The 18676-nt window shown below is 62.9% G+C and carries 19 protein-coding genes; 11 read left to right on the plus strand and 8 right to left on the minus strand.

Annotated features, from left to right (window positions below; all coding sequences use genetic code 11):
- The first annotated feature begins 1 nt into the window (after position 1).
- A complete protein-coding gene (locus SINAR_RS0113890) occupies positions 2-487 on the plus strand; it encodes a F0F1 ATP synthase subunit B (protein WP_027999657.1) in 486 nt (161 codons plus the stop codon).
- 253 nt (positions 488-740) lie between these two features.
- Here the strand turns inward: SINAR_RS0113890 and rnhB are convergent, their stop codons facing one another.
- Both rnhB and SINAR_RS0113900 read right to left on the minus strand, forming a co-directional pair.
- Positions 741-1391, minus strand: a complete 651-nt coding sequence (rnhB, locus tag SINAR_RS0113895; protein WP_027999658.1) for a ribonuclease HII — start codon at positions 1389-1391, stop codon at positions 741-743.
- A gap of 250 nt (positions 1392-1641) precedes the next feature.
- Entirely contained in the window at positions 1642-2799 is a 1158-nt protein-coding gene (locus tag SINAR_RS0113900) for a PA0069 family radical SAM protein (protein ID WP_027999659.1), read from the minus strand.
- Positions 2800-2945: 146 nt separating this feature from the next.
- On the opposite strand from SINAR_RS0113900, the gene SINAR_RS0113905 reads away from it, so the two are divergent.
- Complete coding sequence (locus SINAR_RS0113905) at positions 2946-3497, plus strand: glycosyltransferase family protein (RefSeq protein WP_027999660.1); 552 nt, start codon at positions 2946-2948, stop codon at positions 3495-3497.
- Positions 3498-3833: 336 nt separating this feature from the next.
- Here the strand turns inward: SINAR_RS0113905 and moaB are convergent, their stop codons facing one another.
- From moaB to SINAR_RS0113925, 4 genes are all read right to left on the minus strand, one after another.
- A complete protein-coding gene (gene moaB, locus SINAR_RS0113910) occupies positions 3834-4376 on the minus strand; it encodes a molybdenum cofactor biosynthesis protein B (protein ID WP_027999661.1) in 543 nt (180 codons plus the stop codon).
- Between the two features lie 13 nt (positions 4377-4389).
- Complete coding sequence (locus SINAR_RS0113915) at positions 4390-5295, minus strand: 4-(cytidine 5'-diphospho)-2-C-methyl-D-erythritol kinase (protein ID WP_027999662.1); 906 nt, start codon at positions 5293-5295, stop codon at positions 4390-4392.
- Positions 5296-5302: 7 nt separating this feature from the next.
- Positions 5303-7132 (minus strand): tetratricopeptide repeat protein, encoded by a 1830-nt coding sequence (locus tag SINAR_RS0113920; protein WP_027999663.1) that lies wholly within the window; start codon positions 7130-7132, stop codon positions 5303-5305.
- Positions 7133-7392: 260 nt separating this feature from the next.
- On the minus strand, positions 7393-8409 hold the full coding sequence (locus SINAR_RS0113925) for a polyprenyl synthetase family protein (RefSeq protein WP_027999664.1): 1017 nt from the start codon (positions 8407-8409) through the stop codon (positions 7393-7395).
- A 107-nt stretch (positions 8410-8516) separates the two neighbouring features.
- Here SINAR_RS0113925 and SINAR_RS0113930 point away from each other — a divergent pair, with 107 nt between their 5' ends.
- The 5 genes from SINAR_RS0113930 (at position 8517) to SINAR_RS0113950 (ending at position 11945) form a co-directional block, all read left to right on the plus strand.
- Entirely contained in the window at positions 8517-8738 is a 222-nt protein-coding gene (locus tag SINAR_RS0113930) for a putative signal transducing protein (protein ID WP_027999665.1), read from the plus strand.
- Between the two features lie 34 nt (positions 8739-8772).
- Entirely contained in the window at positions 8773-9543 is a 771-nt protein-coding gene (locus SINAR_RS0113935) for a tRNA1(Val) (adenine(37)-N6)-methyltransferase (protein ID WP_027999666.1), read from the plus strand.
- Positions 9544-9681: 138 nt separating this feature from the next.
- A complete protein-coding gene (locus SINAR_RS0113940) occupies positions 9682-10548 on the plus strand; it encodes a S49 family peptidase (RefSeq protein WP_027999667.1) in 867 nt (288 codons plus the stop codon).
- Positions 10549-10691: 143 nt separating this feature from the next.
- Positions 10692-10883 carry a hypothetical protein gene (locus SINAR_RS0113945; RefSeq protein WP_027999668.1) on the plus strand — a complete coding sequence of 64 codons (192 nt, stop codon included), beginning with the start codon at positions 10692-10694 and terminating at the stop codon, positions 10881-10883.
- A gap of 99 nt (positions 10884-10982) precedes the next feature.
- Positions 10983-11945 (plus strand): glycine--tRNA ligase subunit alpha, encoded by a 963-nt coding sequence (locus SINAR_RS0113950; protein ID WP_027999669.1) that lies wholly within the window; start codon positions 10983-10985, stop codon positions 11943-11945.
- On the opposite strand, the gene SINAR_RS0113955 is transcribed toward SINAR_RS0113950, so the two are convergent.
- Complete coding sequence (locus tag SINAR_RS0113955) at positions 11946-12194, minus strand: hypothetical protein (RefSeq protein WP_027999670.1); 249 nt, start codon at positions 12192-12194, stop codon at positions 11946-11948.
- A gap of 293 nt (positions 12195-12487) precedes the next feature.
- Between SINAR_RS0113955 and SINAR_RS0113960 the strand changes: the two genes are divergently transcribed.
- The 4 genes from SINAR_RS0113960 (at position 12488) to SINAR_RS0113975 (ending at position 18001) form a co-directional block, all read left to right on the plus strand.
- Entirely contained in the window at positions 12488-13036 is a 549-nt protein-coding gene (locus SINAR_RS0113960) for a LemA family protein (protein WP_027999671.1), read from the plus strand.
- Between the two features lie 108 nt (positions 13037-13144).
- Positions 13145-15079, plus strand: coding sequence for a DUF2207 domain-containing protein (locus SINAR_RS0113965; protein ID WP_027999672.1), 1935 nt, complete (start codon positions 13145-13147; stop codon positions 15077-15079).
- 196 nt (positions 15080-15275) lie between these two features.
- Positions 15276-17441, plus strand: a complete 2166-nt coding sequence (gene glyS / locus SINAR_RS0113970; protein WP_027999673.1) for a glycine--tRNA ligase subunit beta — start codon at positions 15276-15278, stop codon at positions 17439-17441.
- A gap of 59 nt (positions 17442-17500) precedes the next feature.
- Complete coding sequence (locus SINAR_RS0113975; protein WP_027999674.1) at positions 17501-18001, plus strand: 2-thiouracil desulfurase family protein; 501 nt, start codon at positions 17501-17503, stop codon at positions 17999-18001.
- Between the two features lie 127 nt (positions 18002-18128).
- Here SINAR_RS0113975 and SINAR_RS0113980 read toward each other — a convergent pair whose 3' ends face one another.
- On the minus strand, positions 18129-18638 hold the full coding sequence (locus SINAR_RS0113980; RefSeq protein ID WP_027999675.1) for a plant virulence effector HPE1-like domain-containing protein: 510 nt from the start codon (positions 18636-18638) through the stop codon (positions 18129-18131).
- Positions 18639-18676 lie beyond the last annotated feature (38 nt).

The raw sequence follows: 18676 nt of genomic DNA on the forward strand, positions 1-18676 counted from the left end.
CATGGCTCTTGATGCGACTTTCTATGCCCTCGTAGGCCTGATTCTCTTCTTCGCGCTTATTGCCTATCTCAAGGTTCCGGGCATGGTCGGCAAGGCGCTCGACGCCCGCGCCGACAAGATCGGCAATGAACTGGCGGAAGCCAAGCGTCTGCGCGAGGAAGCACAGAGCCTCGTCGCCGAGTACCAGCGCAAGCGCAAGGACGCCGAAGCCGAAGCCGCAAGCATCGTCGCCGCGGCCCAGCGCGAGGCGGAGATGCTGACGGCGGAAGCCAAGCAGAAGACCGAGGAATATGTCGCGCGCCGCACGGCACTTTCCGAACAGAAGATCAAGCAGGCCGAAAGCGATGCGATCAACGCGGTGCGCGCTGCTGCAGTAGACCTTGCAATCAGCGCGGCGGAGAAAGTGCTCGCAAGCAAGGCCGATGCCGGTGCGCAGGAGACGCTCTTCAAGAAGGCGCTCGGCGAGGTCAAGTCCCGCCTGAATTAAGTCCAGGCGACAATAGCTGGAGACTGAAATGCCCCGCTTCGGCGGGGTTTTTCATTGCAGGTCGGGTGCTTTCGATTCTGAGGGTGGCGCGCGGCCTCTCATCCCGCTGCCGCGACCTCTCCGTTCTGACGGGGAAAGGGACAAGCCTCGGCATCGCTGCTTGAGCGGCTGCGGGCAGAGCAGCGCCGCAAGTCCCCTTTGCCCCGCTCGCGGTGAGAAGGTGCCGGCAGGCGGATGAGGGTGCTCACCGCCGTCAAATCTGACGGAACGGGCGGAAACTCATGCGGTGCAGAGAGCAGGGGCCGTGGCTTTCGATGGCCGTGCGATGCTTTAGCGTCGCATAGCCCGCGTGGTGAGCAAAGCCGTAGAGCGGGAATCTTGCATCGGCGCGGGCCATCATGCGGTCACGGGTGACTTTGGCGACGATCGATGCGGCCGCGATGGACACGGAGCGGCTGTCCCCTTTGACTATGGCCTTTGCATGGCAGGTGAGGCCGGGCGGTACGTCGCGGCCGTCGACCAGAACGATGCGGGCCGCGATCTCAAGACCTTGGACGGCCCGGCGCATGGCATCGAGGCTGGCTTTCAGAATATCGGTCGTGTCGATGCGTGCCGACGAGGAGGAGGCGATCGAAACAGTCGACGTCGCCAGAATCTCCTCGAACAATGCCTCGCGCTGTTCCGCGCTCAGGAGCTTGCTGTCGTTGAGGCCCGCCGGGATTGCATCCGGATCGAGGATGACCGCGGCGGCGACGACCGGGCCGGCGAGCGGCCCGCGGCCTGCCTCGTCGGCACCCGCGACCGGCCAGAGACCGTCGCGATGCGCGGCGCGTTCGAACGTGAAGTCCGGAACAGGCGGCTGAAGAGGAAAAAGAGGGGAATCGGGCTGTTTGCGGCGTGACATGAAAAGACACTCGCATACTCGCCCGATTCCCTTCAAGCCCCCGGCTTGGTTTGCGGCGGTTGCCGGGGTGAAACCAGCGCCGCCCCGTGGGGCAAAGGGCGGATGCTGGAATTTTCAAAGCCGCGCTGGAGACGTTCCAAAGTGGAAAAACTTTGACGGCTTGCGCTTCCTGGATCGTCCACTGAAGACGTGAAACGCGAACACTTCCAGGAAAAGTATGTAACGGTTTCCGTCCGGAAGTGCGTCGTGTCTAGAGCAACGACAGCTGAACGCCCATTCCCAACGGCGGCACGAACAGATCGCTGCGCAACTGCCGGCGCGTCAGGTTGAGGCCGAGCCGCTTGGCGGCAAGCTCGAAGCGGCGGCCGATCTGCCAGGCGTACGGCCCGCTGCCTTTCATCCGTTTGCCGAATTCCGCATCATAATCCTTGCCGCCGCGCATGGAGCGGATGAGCGACATGACGTGCCGGTAGCGGTCCGGATAGTTCCTGAGAAGCCAGTCGCGGAAGAGAGGGCTCACCTCCAGTGGAAGCCGCAGGAGCACGTAGCTCGCATCCGAAGCGCCGGCCGCCTTCGCCGAATCGAGCACGCGTTCGATCTCGTGGTCGTTGAGTGCCGGGATGATCGGCGCGACCAGGACGCCAGCGGGAATGCCGGCGTCGGAAATTGCGCGTATCGCCTCGAGCCGCTTGGCCGGCGTCGACGCCCGCGGCTCCATGCTGCGCGCCAACTTCCGGTCGAGCGTGGTCACGGAAAGTCCGACCCGGGCGAGGCCCTTTTCCGCCATCGGCGCCAGCAGGTCTATGTCCCGCGTCACCATTGCCGACTTGGTGACGATCATCACCGGGTGATTGGCCTCCTTCAACACTTTCAGAATCTCGCGCATGATCCGCCATTCCTTCTCGATCGGCTGATACGGGTCGGTGTTTGTGCCGATCGCGATCGGGCGCAGCTTATAGTCCGGCCTCGCCAGTTCGCGCTCCAGGAGGCGCGGCGCGTCGGGCTTGGCGAAGAGCTTGGCTTCGAAATCGAGCCCCGCCGAGAGCCCCATATAGGCGTGCGTAGGCCGTGCGAAGCAGTAGATGCAGCCATGCTCGCAGCCGCGATAGGGGTTGATCGACCGGTCGAAGGATATGTCGGGAGAATCGTTGCGCGTGATTGCGGTTTTCGGCTTTTCAATCTGGACCTCGGTCTTGAACGGCGGCAGTTCCTCGATCGTTTGCCACCCGTCATCGAAGACCTCGCGCGTCTTCGGCTCGAAGCGCCCCGAAATGTTGAGGGCAGCCCCGCGGCCGCGCCGGCGGTCGACGTCGATCCTGATGCCGGTTCCGGCGACGAGGGCCTCGGCCATTTCCGCGCTGTGGCCGGGCGCAAAGACACCCTGCTTGAGTTGAGACAGATCGTTCATCGAAATCTCCCCGGAACCATGCTCGGCTCCGCTTCGTGCTGATTATTTTCCTAGCGCAGATGTCGGAACAAAGCAAGAACAAATATCGGGCGCGCGTCCGGGCGCGCGCTTGTAGCATTCGGCGCTGCAATGCGGTAGGAACGGCTATGCTGACGGTCATCATGGAAACGAAGGACAACGAAGCGGAACTGGCACAGACGCTTTCGGCGCTCGTTGCCGGGGCCGTGGAGGGGCTTGTCAGCGATGTCATCGTGCTAGATCACGGATCGACCGACGGATCCCTCAGCGTCGCGGATGCGGCTGGCTGCCGCTTTTGCGTCGACTGGGATCTCGGTGAGGTTCTTCGCTCGGCGCGCGGCGAGTGGCTGATGCTCCTCGAACCAGGTGCCCGTCCCATCGGCCGCTGGGTGGATGAGCTGGCGGAATATGTTTCGCTGAACAGGAGTCCGGCGCGGTTTTCGCCGTCGCGAATGCATCGGCGGCCGCTTCTGAAACGTCTTACCGGCAGGGCGCCACCACTCGAATCCGGGTTCCTGGTGGCAAAGGGGGAGGCAATCGCGGTAGCGCGCGGCAAGATGCCGCTCAGCGATCTTGCGAGCGGGCGGGCAGCCCGCAAACTTGCGATCGAGCTCGTGCCTGCCTGGGTCGCCTTGGGCAACAGGTCGACCGGAGAACGGCACCGGGCGCCCGGTTCCTAGACGTCCGGCGCCGGGCCGACGAGAAGCCGTGATATGGTGGCCGTAGCCCGCAGCTGAGCCGCGTCTGCGAAGCAAGAATGGGGCGTACCTTTCGGTACCCCCAAAGTGGCTCTCAAATGACCTTGTCTGTGAAAATGTCTTGCCATGCATGCCCACCATTTCGAATGGGCAGCCCGTCGTATGTTTTCTCTCTTTCCCAATATTGCCCCGGAAAGAGGTCAGCATTCGCTCGAAGCAATAGATGGTGCTTGCCTTGCCCGCTTCGAGCCAAGCCGACAAAGAGAAACTAGCGGGATTCCGCCGCTGCGGCTGTTCCAAACGGAACACGAAAAAACGTCAGCCGCGCTTCAGGTGCTCGTCGAGCCGCGGCATGATCTCGACGAAATTGCACGGCATGTGCCGGTAGTCGAGTTGCTGCTTCAGGATCCCGTCCCAGGCGTCCTTGCAGGCGCCGGGCGATCCGGGGAGAACGAATATGAACGTGGCGTTGGCGACCCCGCCGGTTGCGCGAGACTGTATCGTCGACGTGCCGATCTTGTCGTAGGAGATCCGGTGAAATACTTCGGAAAAGCCGTCCATGCGTTTTTCGAAAAGTGGCTCCAGCGCTTCCGGCGTCACGTCTCGGCCCGTGAAGCCGGTGCCGCCGGTCGTAATGACGACGTCGATTGCGGCGTCGAGCGTCCAGGCCTTCACCTGCTCGTGGATCTTTTCGGGGTCGTCGGGAACGATCGCCCGCGCCTCGAGCCGGTGGCCGGCCTCCCGGATCCTCGCTTCGAGCACGTCGCCGGACTTGTCGTCCGCGCGCGTCCGCGTGTCCGAGACCGTCAGTACGGCGATGCCGACAGGGATGAAGGGACGTCTTTCGTCGAGGCTGGGCATTTCTGGCGTTATCCTATTTTCCAGCGGTTCGCGTCGCCTGAACGTACCATCGCGGGTGCCCGGCGGAAATCGTTTCGGCCGCAAGCGCGGCGCTTTTCTCGTCTGCAAACAGTCCGAAGCAGGTGGCGCCGGAGCCGGACATCCGCACGAGCGCGGCGCCTGCGTCCTCCAATGCGGTCGAGACCGTTGCGACGGCCGGCTCTTGCACGCGCGCCGGCGGCTCCAGATCGTTCCGCATGGCGGCCATCGCCGTCAGCCATTCGGCCGGCGAGCGGGCATCTTCAGGCAGGACGAGCGGTGGATTGGTCTTGCTGACGAGCGAGCGGAAGATGACCGGCGTGGAGACTGCGACCAGAGGATTGACGAGGACGGCCGCAAAAGAAGGCAGTTGCGGAAGAGGCGTGATTTTTTCGCCGACGCCTCTCGCGAGGAGAGGGCGGCCGTCGAGACACATGGGCACGTCCGCACCGAGCGCCAGCGCGAGGCTGTTGAGCTTTGCCGGTTCGACGGACGCGCTCCAGAGCGACAGCAGAGCGCGCAATGTCGCGGCTGCGTCGGCCGAACCGCCGCCGATCCCGGAGGCTAGCGGCAGGTTCTTCTCGAGATGCAGATGGACGGGACCGGCCGTTCTACCCTGTGTCGCAAGCTCGCGCCGCAACAGGTCACGGGCCCGGAGCACGAGATTGCCGGTACTGTCCCCGGCTGAAAGCGGCAGGCCCTTCGCAAAGCGGCCCGACACCGTGAAGCGGTCCGCATCCGCCGCAGACAGTCCGATCCGGTCGCCGCATCCGGCAAAGGTCACCAGGCTTTCCAGCAGGTGATGGCCGTCGGCGCGCTGCCCGACGACGTGCAGCGCAAGATTGATCTTGGCGGGCGCCGCAAAGGTCAGTGCGAAGCCCGGAACGCCGTCTGCCTGCATGTTGTAATCAGGACTTCTTGTCCGGCGCCGTCTCGGGTCCGGTCTTTTTCGGCAGCTTTTCCTTGGCGTCCGCCGCGGCCGGAACCGGTTCCTTCAGCGGCGGCAGACCGTTTTCGATCTTGGCCTTGATCTTCGGAATCTCCGCTTCCTCGGGCTTCAGCTCAAGCGCCTGGTTCCACTGGAACACTGCTTCGAGCTTGCGCCCGACGCGCCAATAGGCGTCGCCCAGGTGGTCGTTGATCGTCGCGTCGCCGGCCATCAGTTCAGCCGCGCGCTCGAGTTCCGTTACGGCTTCGTCGAAACGGCCCATGCGGAAATAAGCCCAGCCTAGCGAGTCGACGATATAGCCGTCGTCGGGCTTGAGCTCGACCGCCTTGCGGATCATCTCGAGCCCGTCCTCGAGATTGACGTTCATGTCGACCCAGGAATAGCCGAGATAGTTCAGCACCTGCGGCTGGTCCGGGTTGAGCTCCAGCGCCTTGCGAAAGTTCGGCTCCGCCTTCTCCCACAGCTTCTGCCGCTCATAGGCGATACCGCGCTGGAAGAAGACGGTCCAGTCGCTCCGCTTCGGCACGGGACCGATCGCAGCGACGGCCCGGTCGTACAGCTCGCCCATCTCCTTGTAGTCCTTGGCGTCGGATAACACGCTGCCATAGGCGAGATAGTTGCGGATGTTCTTGGGATCGACGTCGATCAGCGCCTTCAGGTGCCTTTTCGCCTCGTCGACCTTGCCGACACTGGCAAGGCTGAGGCCAAGCTGAAGCTCGGAGAGACGGCGCATCGGCGAATTGCCGGGCACGCTCTTGTAGAGCTCTATCGCCTCTTCAGGCTTCTTCAGGTTTTCGGCGATTCCCCCGAGCATCACGAGGACGTCGGCGCTATCCGGATCGAGTCGCCGCGCCGTCTGCAGGTAGAGCGAAACGATGTCTTCCGCGCCTTCGCGATTGAGTGCGCCTCCGATCGAAAAGAGCACGGCGGCGGCGCCTTCGACGGCGTTGCGCACCTGCTGCTCCTGGGGCTTGCCTTCCTCGATGCTCTTTCTCAGCGCCTCAAGCGGCGTGTAGTTGTTGACGAGGTTTTCACCGACGGCGATCGTATCCAGTGCCTTTTGCTTGTTGCCCTCACGCGCTTCGAATCGCGCCAGCGCTTCGACGGCCCGCATGAAGGTGTCGGGCGCGGCGCCGCCGCCTTCGCGGTCAAGAATAGCGTCGTTCAGCCGCGCCCGTGCAGTTGTCTTGTCGCCGGCTGCAAGAGCGATCGCGCCGGCATGATAGTTCCTGAAGATCCGGAACCATTCCGGGCCGTCCAGATTCTTGATCTGCGCCAGCGCTTCCTTCGAGCGGCCCTGGCCGAACTTGGCCCAGGCGGAAAGCAGCGAACTCATCAGCCGGTCGAGATCGTTCGGGCCCTGGTAGTTCAGGAGCTTCTGTGCATTGCGGTATTCGCGCTTGCGGATCGCTTCGATCGCGCGAACCACCGTGGTGATCCTTTCGACGGCGGGATCGGATTTCAGATCTTCGGCGATCTTGACGCCCTCGTCGAACTTGCCGCTCATCAGCAGGGTGATCATCAGCCGCTGCCTGACCTCGTTGTTGCCGGGCTCGAACCTGAGCGCGGTACGATAGAGCTCGGTTGCAGCCGTAAAGTCGCGGTCGACATCCGCCGTGCGCGCCGCAAGGAAGGCGCCGGCAAAGGTGTTGACGCTCCTGATATCGAAAGGCTCGGCGTCTTCGACCGGCGCCTTTTCCTCGGCGAAGGCCTGCTGGCTGCCGGCCACCGTTGCAAGAACCAGCATTGCCGCGCCGCTGAGAAGGCGAAGGAATGTATTCTGCCGCATATCAAACCTTTCATTGCCGATGGCACGATTGGAGGCGCCACCGCTGGTTGGCCCGGAGCCGATTGGAAATCGGGCGCAAGTCTTAAAAAATAGAATGGCTTTTTTGGCGCAGCGCGGCAAGAAAATCCTCCGGGAGGCTGCTGACCGCCGCTCCTGCAGCGCCGTGCATCCTGCCAGACGCCCAAGGTCGGCTGTAACGCCTTGATTCGCTACAAGGTCCGCCCTTGAATCGGCCGCGACGCAAGGATGCATGAAGTGGCTCAGCTTACCCGTTCGATGCAGAAATCGATCACCTCGACGAGCGCCGATTTCCATGGCGAAGCCGGCAACGGCGCGAGCGCGTCTCGGGCGATCGTGCCGTAGTGCTTGGCGCGGGCGATCGTATCCGTCAGGCCCCCGTAGCGACGGATGAGAGTCAGAGCCTTTTCGAGGTTTGCCGCGTCGCTTGCCCCGCCCTCGATCGCCTCGCGCCAGAACGCCCGATCCTGCGGCGTGCCGCGCCTGTAGGAGAGAATGACCGGCAGCGTGATCTTGCCCTCGCGAAAATCGTCTCCGACATTCTTGCCGAGATCGCTCGACGACCCGCCGTAGTCGAGAACGTCGTCGACCAGCTGGAAGGCAAGGCCGAGATTGGTGCCGTAGGATTTCAGCGCGTTGCGGTCGGCCTTGCTTGCGCTTGCGACGATCGGCCCGACCTCGGAGGCGGCGGCGAAGAGTGCCGCCGTCTTGGCGCGAATGACCTGCAGATAATCGTCCTCGGTTGTCTCCATGTTCTTGGCGACCGAAAGCTGCAGCACCTCGCCTTCCGCGATCACCGATGCGGCGGTCGAAAGCACGTCGAGTGCGTCGAGCGAGCCGACGTCGACCATCATGCGGAAAGCCTGCCCGAGCAGGAAATCGCCGACGAGCACGCTTGCCTGATTGCCCCAGATCGTCCGCGCCGTCGATTTGCCGCGCCTCAGATCGCTCTCGTCGACCACGTCGTCGTGCAAAAGGGTCGCCGTGTGCATGAATTCGACGCTGGTCGCGAGTTTGATGTGGCCATCTCCCTCGTAGCCGTACATCGAAGCGGCGGCGAGCGTCAGCATCGGCCGGAGCCGTTTGCCGCCCGAGGAAATCAGGTGATTGGCGACCTCCGGGATCATCTGGACGTCGGAGCCGGCCTTGGAAAGAATGAGCTGGTTGACCCGCTCCATGTCGGGCAGCGTCAGGTCGACAAGCGGCTTCACGGATGCCTGTTTGTTTTTATTGTCTTCCAGCGGTATCACTACGCCCAACGCCCGGACTCCTGTTTCGTTGCGGGTTCGACAATAGAAAGAGGGGCTTCGGGCGGCAAGAGGCGAATTGCCCCGCCCGCAGCTTTAAGACAGGAAAATAGAGCCGGATGAAAGAACTGATCCGTACCAATGATGCCGTCCTTCTTTCCTTTGCGGAGAGCCTGATGAAGGACGCAGGCATCGGATGCCTTATCGCCGATCAGGACATGAGCATCCTCGAAGGATCGCTCGGCCTGCTGCCGCGGCGCTTTCTCGTCGCCGAGGACGATGCCGACCGGGCCCGGCGCATTCTGGTCGACGCGGGCCTTGAAACGGAGTTGCGGCAATGACCGGCTGCGTCCCTTTCGCGAGGCGGTAACCGGCATGACAGGAATTCCGGAGACGGTGGATGCTTTCCACCGCGGCAGGTTCCACCTGGTCCAGCCGCTTGGTCAGGGGCACCGTTCGGGGATGGACGCGATGCTGCTCGCTTCCCTCGTCTCCTGCCGCAGCGCTTGCCGCGTAGCGGATCTCGGCGCCGGCGCCGGGGCGGCCGGCATGGCCGTCGCGTCACGGATCGAAGGGGCCGAGGTGCTGCTGGTCGAGCGTTCGGCGGTCATGGCGGATTTCGCGCGCCGCAGCCTCGCCTTGCCCCAAAATGCGCATTTCGCCGGCCGCGTCTCGGTGCTCGAAGCCGATGTCTCGTTGAGCGGAAAGGCGCGCGTCGCCGCAGGCCTTCCCGACGACAGTTTCGACCACGTGATCATGAATCCGCCCTTCAACGATGCCGCGGACCGCAGGACGCCCGACCGGCTCAAAGCGGAAGCCCACGCCATGAGCGACGACGTGTTCGAGGTCTGGATCAAAACGGCCGGGGCGATCATGAAGCCGGGCGGGCAGCTCTCTCTGATCGCCCGGCCGGAATCGATTGCCGGGATCATCGCGGCCTGCGGTCGCCGCTTCGGCGGCATAGAGATCACGCCGCTCTTGCCGCGGGCGGGCGAAAATGCCGTGCGCATCCTGGTTTCCGCGATCAAGCAGAGCCGCAAACGGCTGGCGATGCGCGCGCCGCTCGTCATGCACGGAGAGGGCCACCGCTTCTCGCCGGAGGTCGACGATCTCAATAATGGCCGCGCGGCCTATCATCGCCGGTGATTAACCGTAAGCACGCCATTGCGTTTGCGTCGCCAATGCATACATGCACGACGGCAGTTTGGATTGCCGCATGTCTTTGTCCTCAAATCGGTTAGGATTGAGGGACACATGCAGAATTTGCAGCGGGCAGGAGTTGAGATGGCCGGATTCTTCAGAAAACTAATGCCGAAGCGCTTTCGCCGGGATGGTGTGACGATTCCGGCGATCAGGCTGCATGGCGCGATCATGGCTGGCGGCAGCCAGTTCCGCCCGGTTCTCAATCTTGCGACCGTTGCACCGCTGCTCGAAAAGGCCTTTTCCGTCAAAGAGGCTCCCGCGGTTGCCATCTCCATCAACTCTCCGGGCGGTTCGCCGGTGCAGTCCCGATTCATTTACCAGCGCATCCGCGATCTCGCGCAGGAGAAGAGGAAGCGCGTACTGATCTTCGTCGAGCATGTGGCGGCGTCCGGCGGTTACATGATCGCGCTTGCGGGCGACGAGATCATAGCCGATCCGACATCGATCGTCGGTTCCATCGGGGTCGTTTCGGGCGGCTTCGGTTTCCCCGATCTTCTCAAGAAGATCGGGGTCGAAAGGCGGGTCTACACGGCGGGCGAAAACAAGGTGGTCCTCGATCCATTCCAGCCGGAGAAGGAGCGCGACGTCGAATTTCTCAAGGGTTTGCAGCTCGAGATCCACGATGTTTTCATCCAGATGGTCAAGAGCAGACGCGGCTCGCTCCTGGCCGACCATCCGGATCTTTTCTCAGGACTGTTCTGGACGGGGCAACGCGGCCAGGAACTCGGCCTTGTCGACGCTCTCGGGGACATGCGCAGCGAAGTCAAGAAACGGTATGGGGAAAAGGCGCGGCTCGAGCTGATACAGCCGGCGCGGAGCCTCTTCGGACGGCGCCAGCCTGGAGCGGCCGTGGCCGGAGCAATGGCCGCGCCGCTCGTGGCGTCGGCGGCTGCTGGTCTCGTCGACGCCGTCGAGGAAAGGGCGCTCTGGGCGCGTTTCGGTCTTTGAGCTGTCCTTGCTTCGCGCGTGAGGACGCGTTTTTGAAGGACGGTCCGCGGCATCTGGCCAGTACGGCAAGAGCGCGCTAACACTTCGATTTGCTGCATCCCCTCACGCCGCCGTTCGGCCGAGGGATGTGCAGAGGAGGAACCATGCCGCAGATCATCCTGCTTCTGATTATCGCTGTGATTGCCTGGATCGGCTATCGCAAGTTCATCGCGGACGCCGAGAAGCTGACGCGCCAGCGCGAACGGCTTCGCCGGCAGCGTGAGACCGGCGCCAACGGCACGCTCGTCAAAGACCCCAAGACCGGCGAGTACCGCCTGAAGCGTGACGACGAGTAAGGCTGCCCGAGCGAATGCGGCTGCGGCAAGACGCTTGACCCTCGCCCTGCAGCATGGCACCTGTCCCCGCAAATCTCGACGAATTCGGACCTGGATCCCATGACCACCGCTCCCCTCCCGGACCACATGAACCCGAAGCGTTCCTTTCAGGCGCTGATCTTGACGTTGCACAACTATTGGGCCGACAAGGGTTGCGCCGTCCTCCAGCCCTACGACATGGAGGTAGGCGCAGGTACGTTCCATCCGGCGACCACGCTGAGGGCGCTCGGGCCGAAACCTTGGCGTGCGGCCTATGTGCAGCCGTCGAGGCGTCCGACCGACGGCCGCTATGGCGAGAACCCCAACCGGCTGCAGCATTATTACCAATATCAGGTGATCTTGAAGCCGAACCCTTCCAATCTGCAGGAACTCTATCTCGGCTCGCTCGAGGCGATCGGCCTCGATCCGCTTCTGCACGACATCCGTTTCGTCGAGGACGACTGGGAAAGCCCGACGCTCGGCGCCTGGGGCCTTGGCTGGGAGTGCTGGTGCGACGGCATGGAAGTCTCGCAGTTCACCTATTTCCAGCAGGTTTGCGGCATCGAATGCTCTCCGGTTTCAGGCGAACTGACCTACGGTCTCGAGCGCCTGGCGATGTATGTCCAGGGCGTCGATAATGTCTACGACCTCAACTTCAACGGCCGCGAAGGCGCCGAGAAGATCTCCTATGGCGATGTCTTCCTGCAGGCGGAGCAGGAATATTCGCGGCACAATTTTGAATACGCCAATACGGCGATGCTGCTTCAGCATTTCATCGATGCGGAGAAGGAGTGCCTGGCATTGCTGGCCGCCGGTGCGCCTGATGACGTCAGCAACAATCGCCTGCACAAATGCGTCTTCCCCGCCTACGACCAGTGCATCAAGGCGAGTCACGTCTTCAATCTTCTGGATGCGCGCGGCGTGATTTCGGTGACGGAGCGTCAGAGTTACATCCTGCGCGTGCGTACGCTCGCAAAAGCCTGCGGCGAGGCCTTCCTGATGACCGAAGCCGGCGGGGCCAACTGGAACAGGCAAGCGGCCTGATCAAGAGCCCGCGAAGGTCCTCCGGCCGCATGGGACGGGCTGGTTCAGCCGTTGCGAGCAGAAATACTCGCTGCCATCGAGCCGCCACTTCGGTCCGGAAATCAGGGGTCTGACGCTCGACAACTCGCCGGCGTAGATCTGCAGCGCCCGGCGCACACCGCTTGGCCGCTCGATCGGAGCAGCGCTTGCATGAGTTGCGAAGAGGGCGCTAAAGGCGATCACGTTGATGAGGCTTACGGGCGAGTTCATGGCGGACACTAAGCGTTGTGGTTGTTCGATGGATCGACTATCGAGCATCCGGCGATGTCCTGCCGTTACCGGCGGAACATCCTGAAGCTGAAGGCGCCGGCATGACCTGCTGAGCGGGTCTGAAGCAAGGCTGAACCGGAAGCGGCGCGGCAGACTTGTGGTTCCGCCGGTTTGATGCAGAAATGTCTTGTCGTTAAGCGCCGCTGCGAATGGTCGGTGGCGTCTCGATGGTTTCAGCCACGTTGATGTCAGGTGAATCGACCTGAGGTCGCCGTGATCGCAGGGAGGATTTGATGATCTGGCTGGCAATTGGCGTCGCCGTTATTCTTTATCTCGTCTTCGTCTATAACGGTCTGGTCAAGGCGCGGCAGATGGCCGAAGAGGCCTGGTCCGGGATTGACGTGCAGTTGAAGCGTCGCGCCGATCTCATCCCGAATCTGATCGAGACGGTGCGGGGCTACGCCGCCCATGAAAAGTCGACGCTCGAGGAAGTCGTTACGCTGCGCAACCAGGCCCGGGCGGTGCCCGAAGGCGATGTCGCGGCGCGGGCCGCCGCCGAGGGCGCCCTCTCGCAGGCGCTTGGCCGCGTCTTCGCGCTCGCCGAAGCCTATCCGGACCTGAAGGCCAACGAGAATTTCGCAGAACTCCAGCGTTCGCTGGAAACGATCGAGAGCGAGATCCAGATGTCCCGGCGCTATTACAACGGCGCAGCGCGCGATCTCAATGTCAAGGTCGAGAGCTTCCCGTCGAATCTGATCGCCAACGCCTTTCGCTTCGCCAAAGCCAGCTATTTCGAGATCACCAACGAGGCGGACCGCGCGGTTCCCGCGGTCAAGTTCTAGATCCATTTCACTGAATCGATTCAAGACGATCTATCGCTTTTAAACCACGCACTTCCGGACGAAAAACCGTTGCACACTTTTCTGAAGGGCCTGGAAAGGGAAATCCTGATGAGGCGGCTTTTCGCGGCGCTTGCGCTCGTCACCTTCGTTCTCTCCGCTCCGCTTGTCGCGGCGGCGGAAGAGTTCATCTCCGCCTATCATTCGGTGATCGACGTTGCGAAGGACGGCACGCTCACGGTCACCGAGACGATTACGGCGAATGTCGAAGGCAATCGCATCCAGCGCGGCATCTATCGCGACTTTCCGCTGACATCAGTCGACGAGCGCGGCGGCCGCAGCAAGGTCGACTTCAAGCTCCTCTCCGTCGAGCGGGATGGGGACGAAGAGGAATACCGCACGGAACAGATCAGCGGCGGTATCCGTATTTATACGGGCAGCGCCGACGTTCTCCTGCCGCGCGGCGAGCACACTTTTCAGATCACCTACGAGACGCGCCGGCAGATACGCTTTTTCGATGATCACGACGAACTCTATTGGAACGTGACCGGAACCGAGTGGGCCTTTCCGATCGAGGAGGCGACCGCCACGGTGACTTTGCCGGCGGGTGTGAAAGCGCAGGCGCTCGACGTCTTTACCGGCGGCTATGGCGCGACGGAAAAGGATGCGCGCGCGGTGGAGGAGGGGGACGAGATCTTCTTCGCGACCACGCGCCGGCTGCGCCCGCAGGAAGGACTGACCGTCGCGATTAAGCTGCCCAAGGGCAGTATCGAACGGCCAACCTCGTCCCAGGAAAATATCTGGTGGCTGCGCGATCACATGACCCTGGTTATCGCCGGCGCCGGCCTGCTCTTCGTCCTCCTCTATTACGGGCGCGCCTGGGCGCGCGTCGGCCGCGACCCGGCCCGCGGAGTCATGGTTCCGCGCTGGGATCCGCCCGACGGTATCTCGCCAGCGCTCGTCAACTATATAGACGGCAAGGGCTTCTCCGGCGAGGGATGGACGGCTCTTTCAGCTGCCGCGCTCAACCTCGCGGTCAAGGGGCACGTCATCCTCGAAGACCTGAAGAACGCGGTCGTCATCACCGCCACGGGCAAGAACGCAGAGAAGCTGCCGACCGGCGAGGCGGCCTTGATGAAAGCGGTCGATGCGGCTGGCGGCAAGCTCACTATCGACCGGGCGAACGGCAAGAAAATCCAGGCGGCCGGTTCCGATTTCCGCAGTGCGATGGAGCGCGAGCATCGCGGCAAGTATTACCGCGCCAATAGCGGCTATGTCCTCGGCGGCATCGTCCTTTCGATCGCCACCCTCGCGGCGCTCTTCATCTTCGGCGACCTGAGCGAAGACAGCGTTCCTTTCGTTATCGTCCCGGTCTTTCTCGCCATCTTCGTTTCCGTCTTCGCCGTTTCCGTCGGCAAATCGCTGCGGCGCGGGTCGAACCTTACGCGCCGCATTCTTTCGATCGTCGTACTTGCCTTCATCGGCTTCGTGCTGTTCACCGTTTTTTCGAGCATTCTCGCCGCCCTTATCTTTTCGGCGAGCGATCCGGGTGACCTGCCACTGTTCTTCGCGATCGGGGGCATCGTCCTCGTCAACGGGCTTTTCTACTACCTCATGGGCGCCCCAACGCCGCTCGGCACGCGCATGATGGATGGCATCGACGGGCTCAGGCAATATCTGACGCTCGCCGAGAAGGACCGCCTGAACATGCGGGGCGCACCGGAAATGTCGCCGCGGCATTTCGAGACCCTGCTGCCGTATGCCGTCGCCCTCGGCGTGGAGAAGCCCTGGAGCGAGACGTTCGAGCGGTGGCTGCTTGCGGCTTCCGCCGGCGCTGCGGCCGCGGCCTATCAGCCGAGCTGGTATCATGGCGACAGCTTCGGCTCCGGATCCTTCACCGATACGATCGGCGGTTTCGCCGGTTCGATGGCGGATACGATGACATCTTCGTTGCCACCACCTCCGAAGAGTTCGTCCTCGGGCTTCTCTTCCGGCGGCGGCTTTTCCGGCGGCGGCGGGGGAGGCGGAGGCGGCGGCGGCTGGTGACAGCCGATTTCCTCGCCGGCCGTGATGACATTTTCGCCAGAGCTTGCTAAGGCATGTCGCCCAAAAGTGCATAGCGGTTTTGGAATGACGACATGCACAAAAACAACAGCTTAAAGCGCAGCGCATGAATTCGATTGAACGCGACGCGCTTTAGCTCCCGCCGCAACCTTCCGGAACAGAACGAAGTCTCGAATTCATGCCTGATCTCCTTATTGAATTGCGCTCCGAAGAAATTCCCGCCCGCATGCAGCGCAAGGCGGCCGGCGACCTGAAGAAGCTGGTGACGGATGCTCTGGTCGAGTCCGGCCTGACCTACGAGGGCGCGCGGGAATACTGGACGCCGCGGCGGCTGACGCTCGACATCCGCGGCCTGACCGCGCGGTCCGCCGATGTGCGCGAGGAGCGCAAGGGTCCGCGCATCGACGCGAACGAGAAGGCGATCGAAGGCTTTCTCCGCGCCGCAGGCCTCTCGTCCATCAGCGAGGCTCATGTCCATAACGACCCGAAGAAGGGCGATTTCTACGTCGCACACATCGTCAGGCCAGGGCGGGAGGCGGAAGAGATCGTCGCCGATGCGATGCCGGCGATCATCCGCGACTTTCCCTGGCCGAAATCCATGCGCTCCGGGGCCGCCTCCGCGAAGCCGGGCAGCCTTCGCTGGGTCCGGCCGCTGCAGTCGATCGTCTGCACCTTCGGCGCGGAACACGACGAGACGAAGGTGATCCCCTTCGAAGTCGACGGTATCGTCGCTTCGAACATAACCTACGGTCACCGTTTCCACGCGCCGGAGGCAATCACGGTCCGCCGCTTCGCCGATTATGCGGAGAAGCTCGAAAAAGCGAAGGTCGTGATAGATGCGGAGCGCCGCAAGGAGATCATCTCCGCCGACGCCCACAATATCGCCTTCGCCAATGGCCTGGAACTCGTCGAGGACGAGGGCCTCCTGGAAGAAGTTGCCGGTCTCGTCGAATGGCCGCGCGTGCTGATGGGCAGCTTCGAGGAGAGCTATCTCGAAATTCCGTCCGAGATCATCCGGCTCACGATCAAGACCAATCAGAAATGCTTCGTCACGCGCAGACCGGGCGCCGAAACGCTGTCCAACCGGTTCATCCTCGTTTCGAATATCGAGGCGAAGGACGGTGGCAAGGAGATCGTCCACGGCAATGGCAAGGTCGTACGTGCGCGGCTCTCCGACGCGGCGCATTTCTGGAAGCGAGATCAGGGCGATCTGCCTGATCTTGAAACATTGACGGCATCCGCCGAGAGATTCGGGCTCGATCTGAAGAAGCCTCTCGATCAGCGGATGGCGAAGCTCGACGCCCTGAACGTCACGTTCCATGCCAAGCTCGGCACGCAGGGAGAGCGCGTCGCTCGCATCCGCTCGCTCGCCGCAGCACTCGCCAAGGTCACCGGTGCCGATGCGGTCTCCGTCGATCGTGCGGCTGTCCTCGCCAAGGCTGACCTTCGCACGGAGGCAGTCGGCGAATTCCCGGAACTGCAGGGCATCATGGGCCACAAATATGCGGTCCTGCAGGGTGAAAGCTCGGCCGTCGCCAATGCGATCGAGGATCACTACAAGCCGCAGGGGCCATCCGACCGTGTGCCGACCGATCCCGTGCCGGTAACGGTGGCGCTTGCCGACAAGCTCGACACGCTCGTCGGCTTCTGGGCGATCGACGAAAAGCCGACCGGATCGAAGGACCCCTATGCGCTGCGTCGCGCGGCACTCGGCGTGATCCGGCTCATTCTGGAGGGAAGGGCCCGGCTGCCGCTCCTGCCCTGTTTCGATGTCGCCCTGGCCGCACTCAAGGCACAGCGCCCGGACATCGCCGCCGACATTTCCTCCGATCTGCTCGCCTTCTTCCACGATCGTCTGAAAGTCTACCTGCGCGATCTCGGCGCCCGATACGATCTGATCGATGCGGTGCTCGCCCCCGATGCGGACGACCTGTTGATGATAGCCCGTCGCGTCGAGGCGCTCACCGCCTTCATCACGGCCGAGGAGGGCAGGAACCTGCTCGCCGGCACCAAGCGCGCGACGCAAATTCTCGCGGCGGAAGAGAAGAAGGGCACGGAAGTGGCCGCTTCGGTCGACGAAGACCTGTTCCGGCTGGATGCCGAGCGGATGCTGCATGCTTCGATCAAGGTCGCATCGGGCGATGCGCGCGACGCGATCGTCAAGGAGGATTTCCGCTCGGCCATGGAGGCGCTCTCTAAACTGCGCGAGCCGGTCGACGATTTCTTCAACGACGTTCTCGTCAATGACGAGGACAAGGCGATCCGTGCCAACCGCCTCGCGCTCCTGGGGCTCATCCGCTCGGCGACGGGGGAGGTGGCGGACTTTTCGAAGATCACCGGATAACCCGGACCTTCCCGCGCGCCGAAGCTTGTCGCGTTATCGGCTGACCGCTATGAAAGCCCATGACCGCCAGGATTCTCGTCAGTGCCTGCCTCATGGGACATGCCGTGCGTTACGACGGCGCGTCGAAGCCGCTTGCGCACCCGGCAGTCGACCGCTGGAGGAAGGAAGGGCGGCTCGTGGCGATCTGTCCGGAAATGTCGGCCGGCATGCCGGTGCCGCGCCCGCCCGCCGAGATCGAAGGCGGCCGGACCGGTGCCGACGTGCTCGCCGGCAGGACCCGCGTCCTCGAGAAGACGGGCGGTGATGTGACGGAGGAGTTCCGCCGCGCAGCGGAGAATGCGCTTGCGCTCGCACGCGAGACGAATTGCCGGTTTGCACTGCTGATCGACGGCAGCCCGTCTTGCGGCTCCGGCTTCATCTATGACGGCCGGTTCCGCGGCGTGGCTGTTGCGGGTGAGGGCGTGACGGCCGCGCTGCTGCGCGCCAACGGCATCGAGGTCTATTCCGACCGTGAGATAGAGACGCTGGTCGCGAGGGTCGGCGGCAAATCCAGTCGTTGAGTTGGGGTACCGCTCTAAAGATTACGCCCCTGCTTCTCTCAGGGGCGCAACCTCTCGCCGTTGCAGCGAATTGCCCGTCAGCCTTGAACGTCGACTGACTGGGGCAGGGAACCTTAATGATATGGTGTCAATTTAGGCGAAGATTAAAAGCAGCCGGATCAATTTTCCGTGAACGGTCGCTGGTCATGGACGCGGCAACCGGCGCGCCGTGCGTGATCGTGGCGACCGCGGCGGTTTTTGCGGTCTCGTCGATAGCGATTTCTGCGGTCCCGGCGGCGAGGGTGCTCGCCGAAGGATCTGCTGCGGCCGGCTCGCCGGGCTTCATTGCCGCGGCCCGAATCGCCTCCTCAGATGCCCTGTTTACGAAAACCACCGGCGAACCGCCCAGCCATGCCTCGGTGCGGACCGACTTCACTTCCCCGTGAATTTCCTTGAGTTCGACGCGGTCCGTGCCCGGCGCGAGATCGGGGACGACGTAAGATGGTTTCCTCTTTGGCTGCAATGGCGGGCAATTCGCGCAGGACACCGTCGCGACGCTCGAATTGACGGACTCGCCGGAGGTGATGTTCTCGATCGAAGAGGCAGCCGCCGGACCGGCGGCATATATGAGAACGGCTGTGATCAGCAAAGAACGCATTGATCTTCCTCGATTGGTCGAGGTGAGGATAGCGGTCT

It is taken from the genome of Sinorhizobium arboris LMG 14919, from assembly GCF_000427465.1.
Lineage (GTDB): Bacteria > Pseudomonadota > Alphaproteobacteria > Rhizobiales > Rhizobiaceae > Sinorhizobium > Sinorhizobium arboris.

Coding starts and splice junctions, on each gene's coding strand:
- SINAR_RS0113935 (WP_027999666.1), top strand. CDS start 8,773: ATGACAGGAATTCCGGAGACGGTGGATGCTTTCCACCGCGGCAGGTTC.
- SINAR_RS0113950 (WP_027999669.1), top strand. CDS start 10,983: ATGACCACCGCTCCCCTCCCGGACCACATGAACCCGAAGCGTTCCTTT.
- SINAR_RS0113945 (WP_027999668.1), top strand. CDS start 10,692: ATGCCGCAGATCATCCTGCTTCTGATTATCGCTGTGATTGCCTGGATC.
- SINAR_RS0113890 (WP_027999657.1), top strand. CDS start 2: ATGGCTCTTGATGCGACTTTCTATGCCCTCGTAGGCCTGATTCTCTTC.
- SINAR_RS0113930 (WP_027999665.1), top strand. CDS start 8,517: ATGAAAGAACTGATCCGTACCAATGATGCCGTCCTTCTTTCCTTTGCG.
- moaB (WP_027999661.1), bottom strand. CDS start 4,376: ATGCCCAGCCTCGACGAAAGACGTCCCTTCATCCCTGTCGGCATCGCC.
- rnhB (WP_027999658.1), bottom strand. CDS start 1,391: ATGTCACGCCGCAAACAGCCCGATTCCCCTCTTTTTCCTCTTCAGCCG.
- SINAR_RS0113955 (WP_027999670.1), bottom strand. CDS start 12,194: ATGAACTCGCCCGTAAGCCTCATCAACGTGATCGCCTTTAGCGCCCTC.
- SINAR_RS0113920 (WP_027999663.1), bottom strand. CDS start 7,132: ATGCGGCAGAATACATTCCTTCGCCTTCTCAGCGGCGCGGCAATGCTG.
- SINAR_RS0113980 (WP_027999675.1), bottom strand. CDS start 18,638: ATGCGTTCTTTGCTGATCACAGCCGTTCTCATATATGCCGCCGGTCCG.
- SINAR_RS0113905 (WP_027999660.1), top strand. CDS start 2,946: ATGCTGACGGTCATCATGGAAACGAAGGACAACGAAGCGGAACTGGCA.
- SINAR_RS0113965 (WP_027999672.1), top strand. CDS start 13,145: ATGAGGCGGCTTTTCGCGGCGCTTGCGCTCGTCACCTTCGTTCTCTCC.
- glyS (WP_027999673.1), top strand. CDS start 15,276: ATGCCTGATCTCCTTATTGAATTGCGCTCCGAAGAAATTCCCGCCCGC.
- SINAR_RS0113975 (WP_027999674.1), top strand. CDS start 17,501: ATGACCGCCAGGATTCTCGTCAGTGCCTGCCTCATGGGACATGCCGTG.
- SINAR_RS0113915 (WP_027999662.1), bottom strand. CDS start 5,295: ATGCAGGCAGACGGCGTTCCGGGCTTCGCACTGACCTTTGCGGCGCCC.
- SINAR_RS0113940 (WP_027999667.1), top strand. CDS start 9,682: ATGGCCGGATTCTTCAGAAAACTAATGCCGAAGCGCTTTCGCCGGGAT.
- SINAR_RS0113960 (WP_027999671.1), top strand. CDS start 12,488: ATGATCTGGCTGGCAATTGGCGTCGCCGTTATTCTTTATCTCGTCTTC.
- SINAR_RS0113900 (WP_027999659.1), bottom strand. CDS start 2,799: ATGAACGATCTGTCTCAACTCAAGCAGGGTGTCTTTGCGCCCGGCCAC.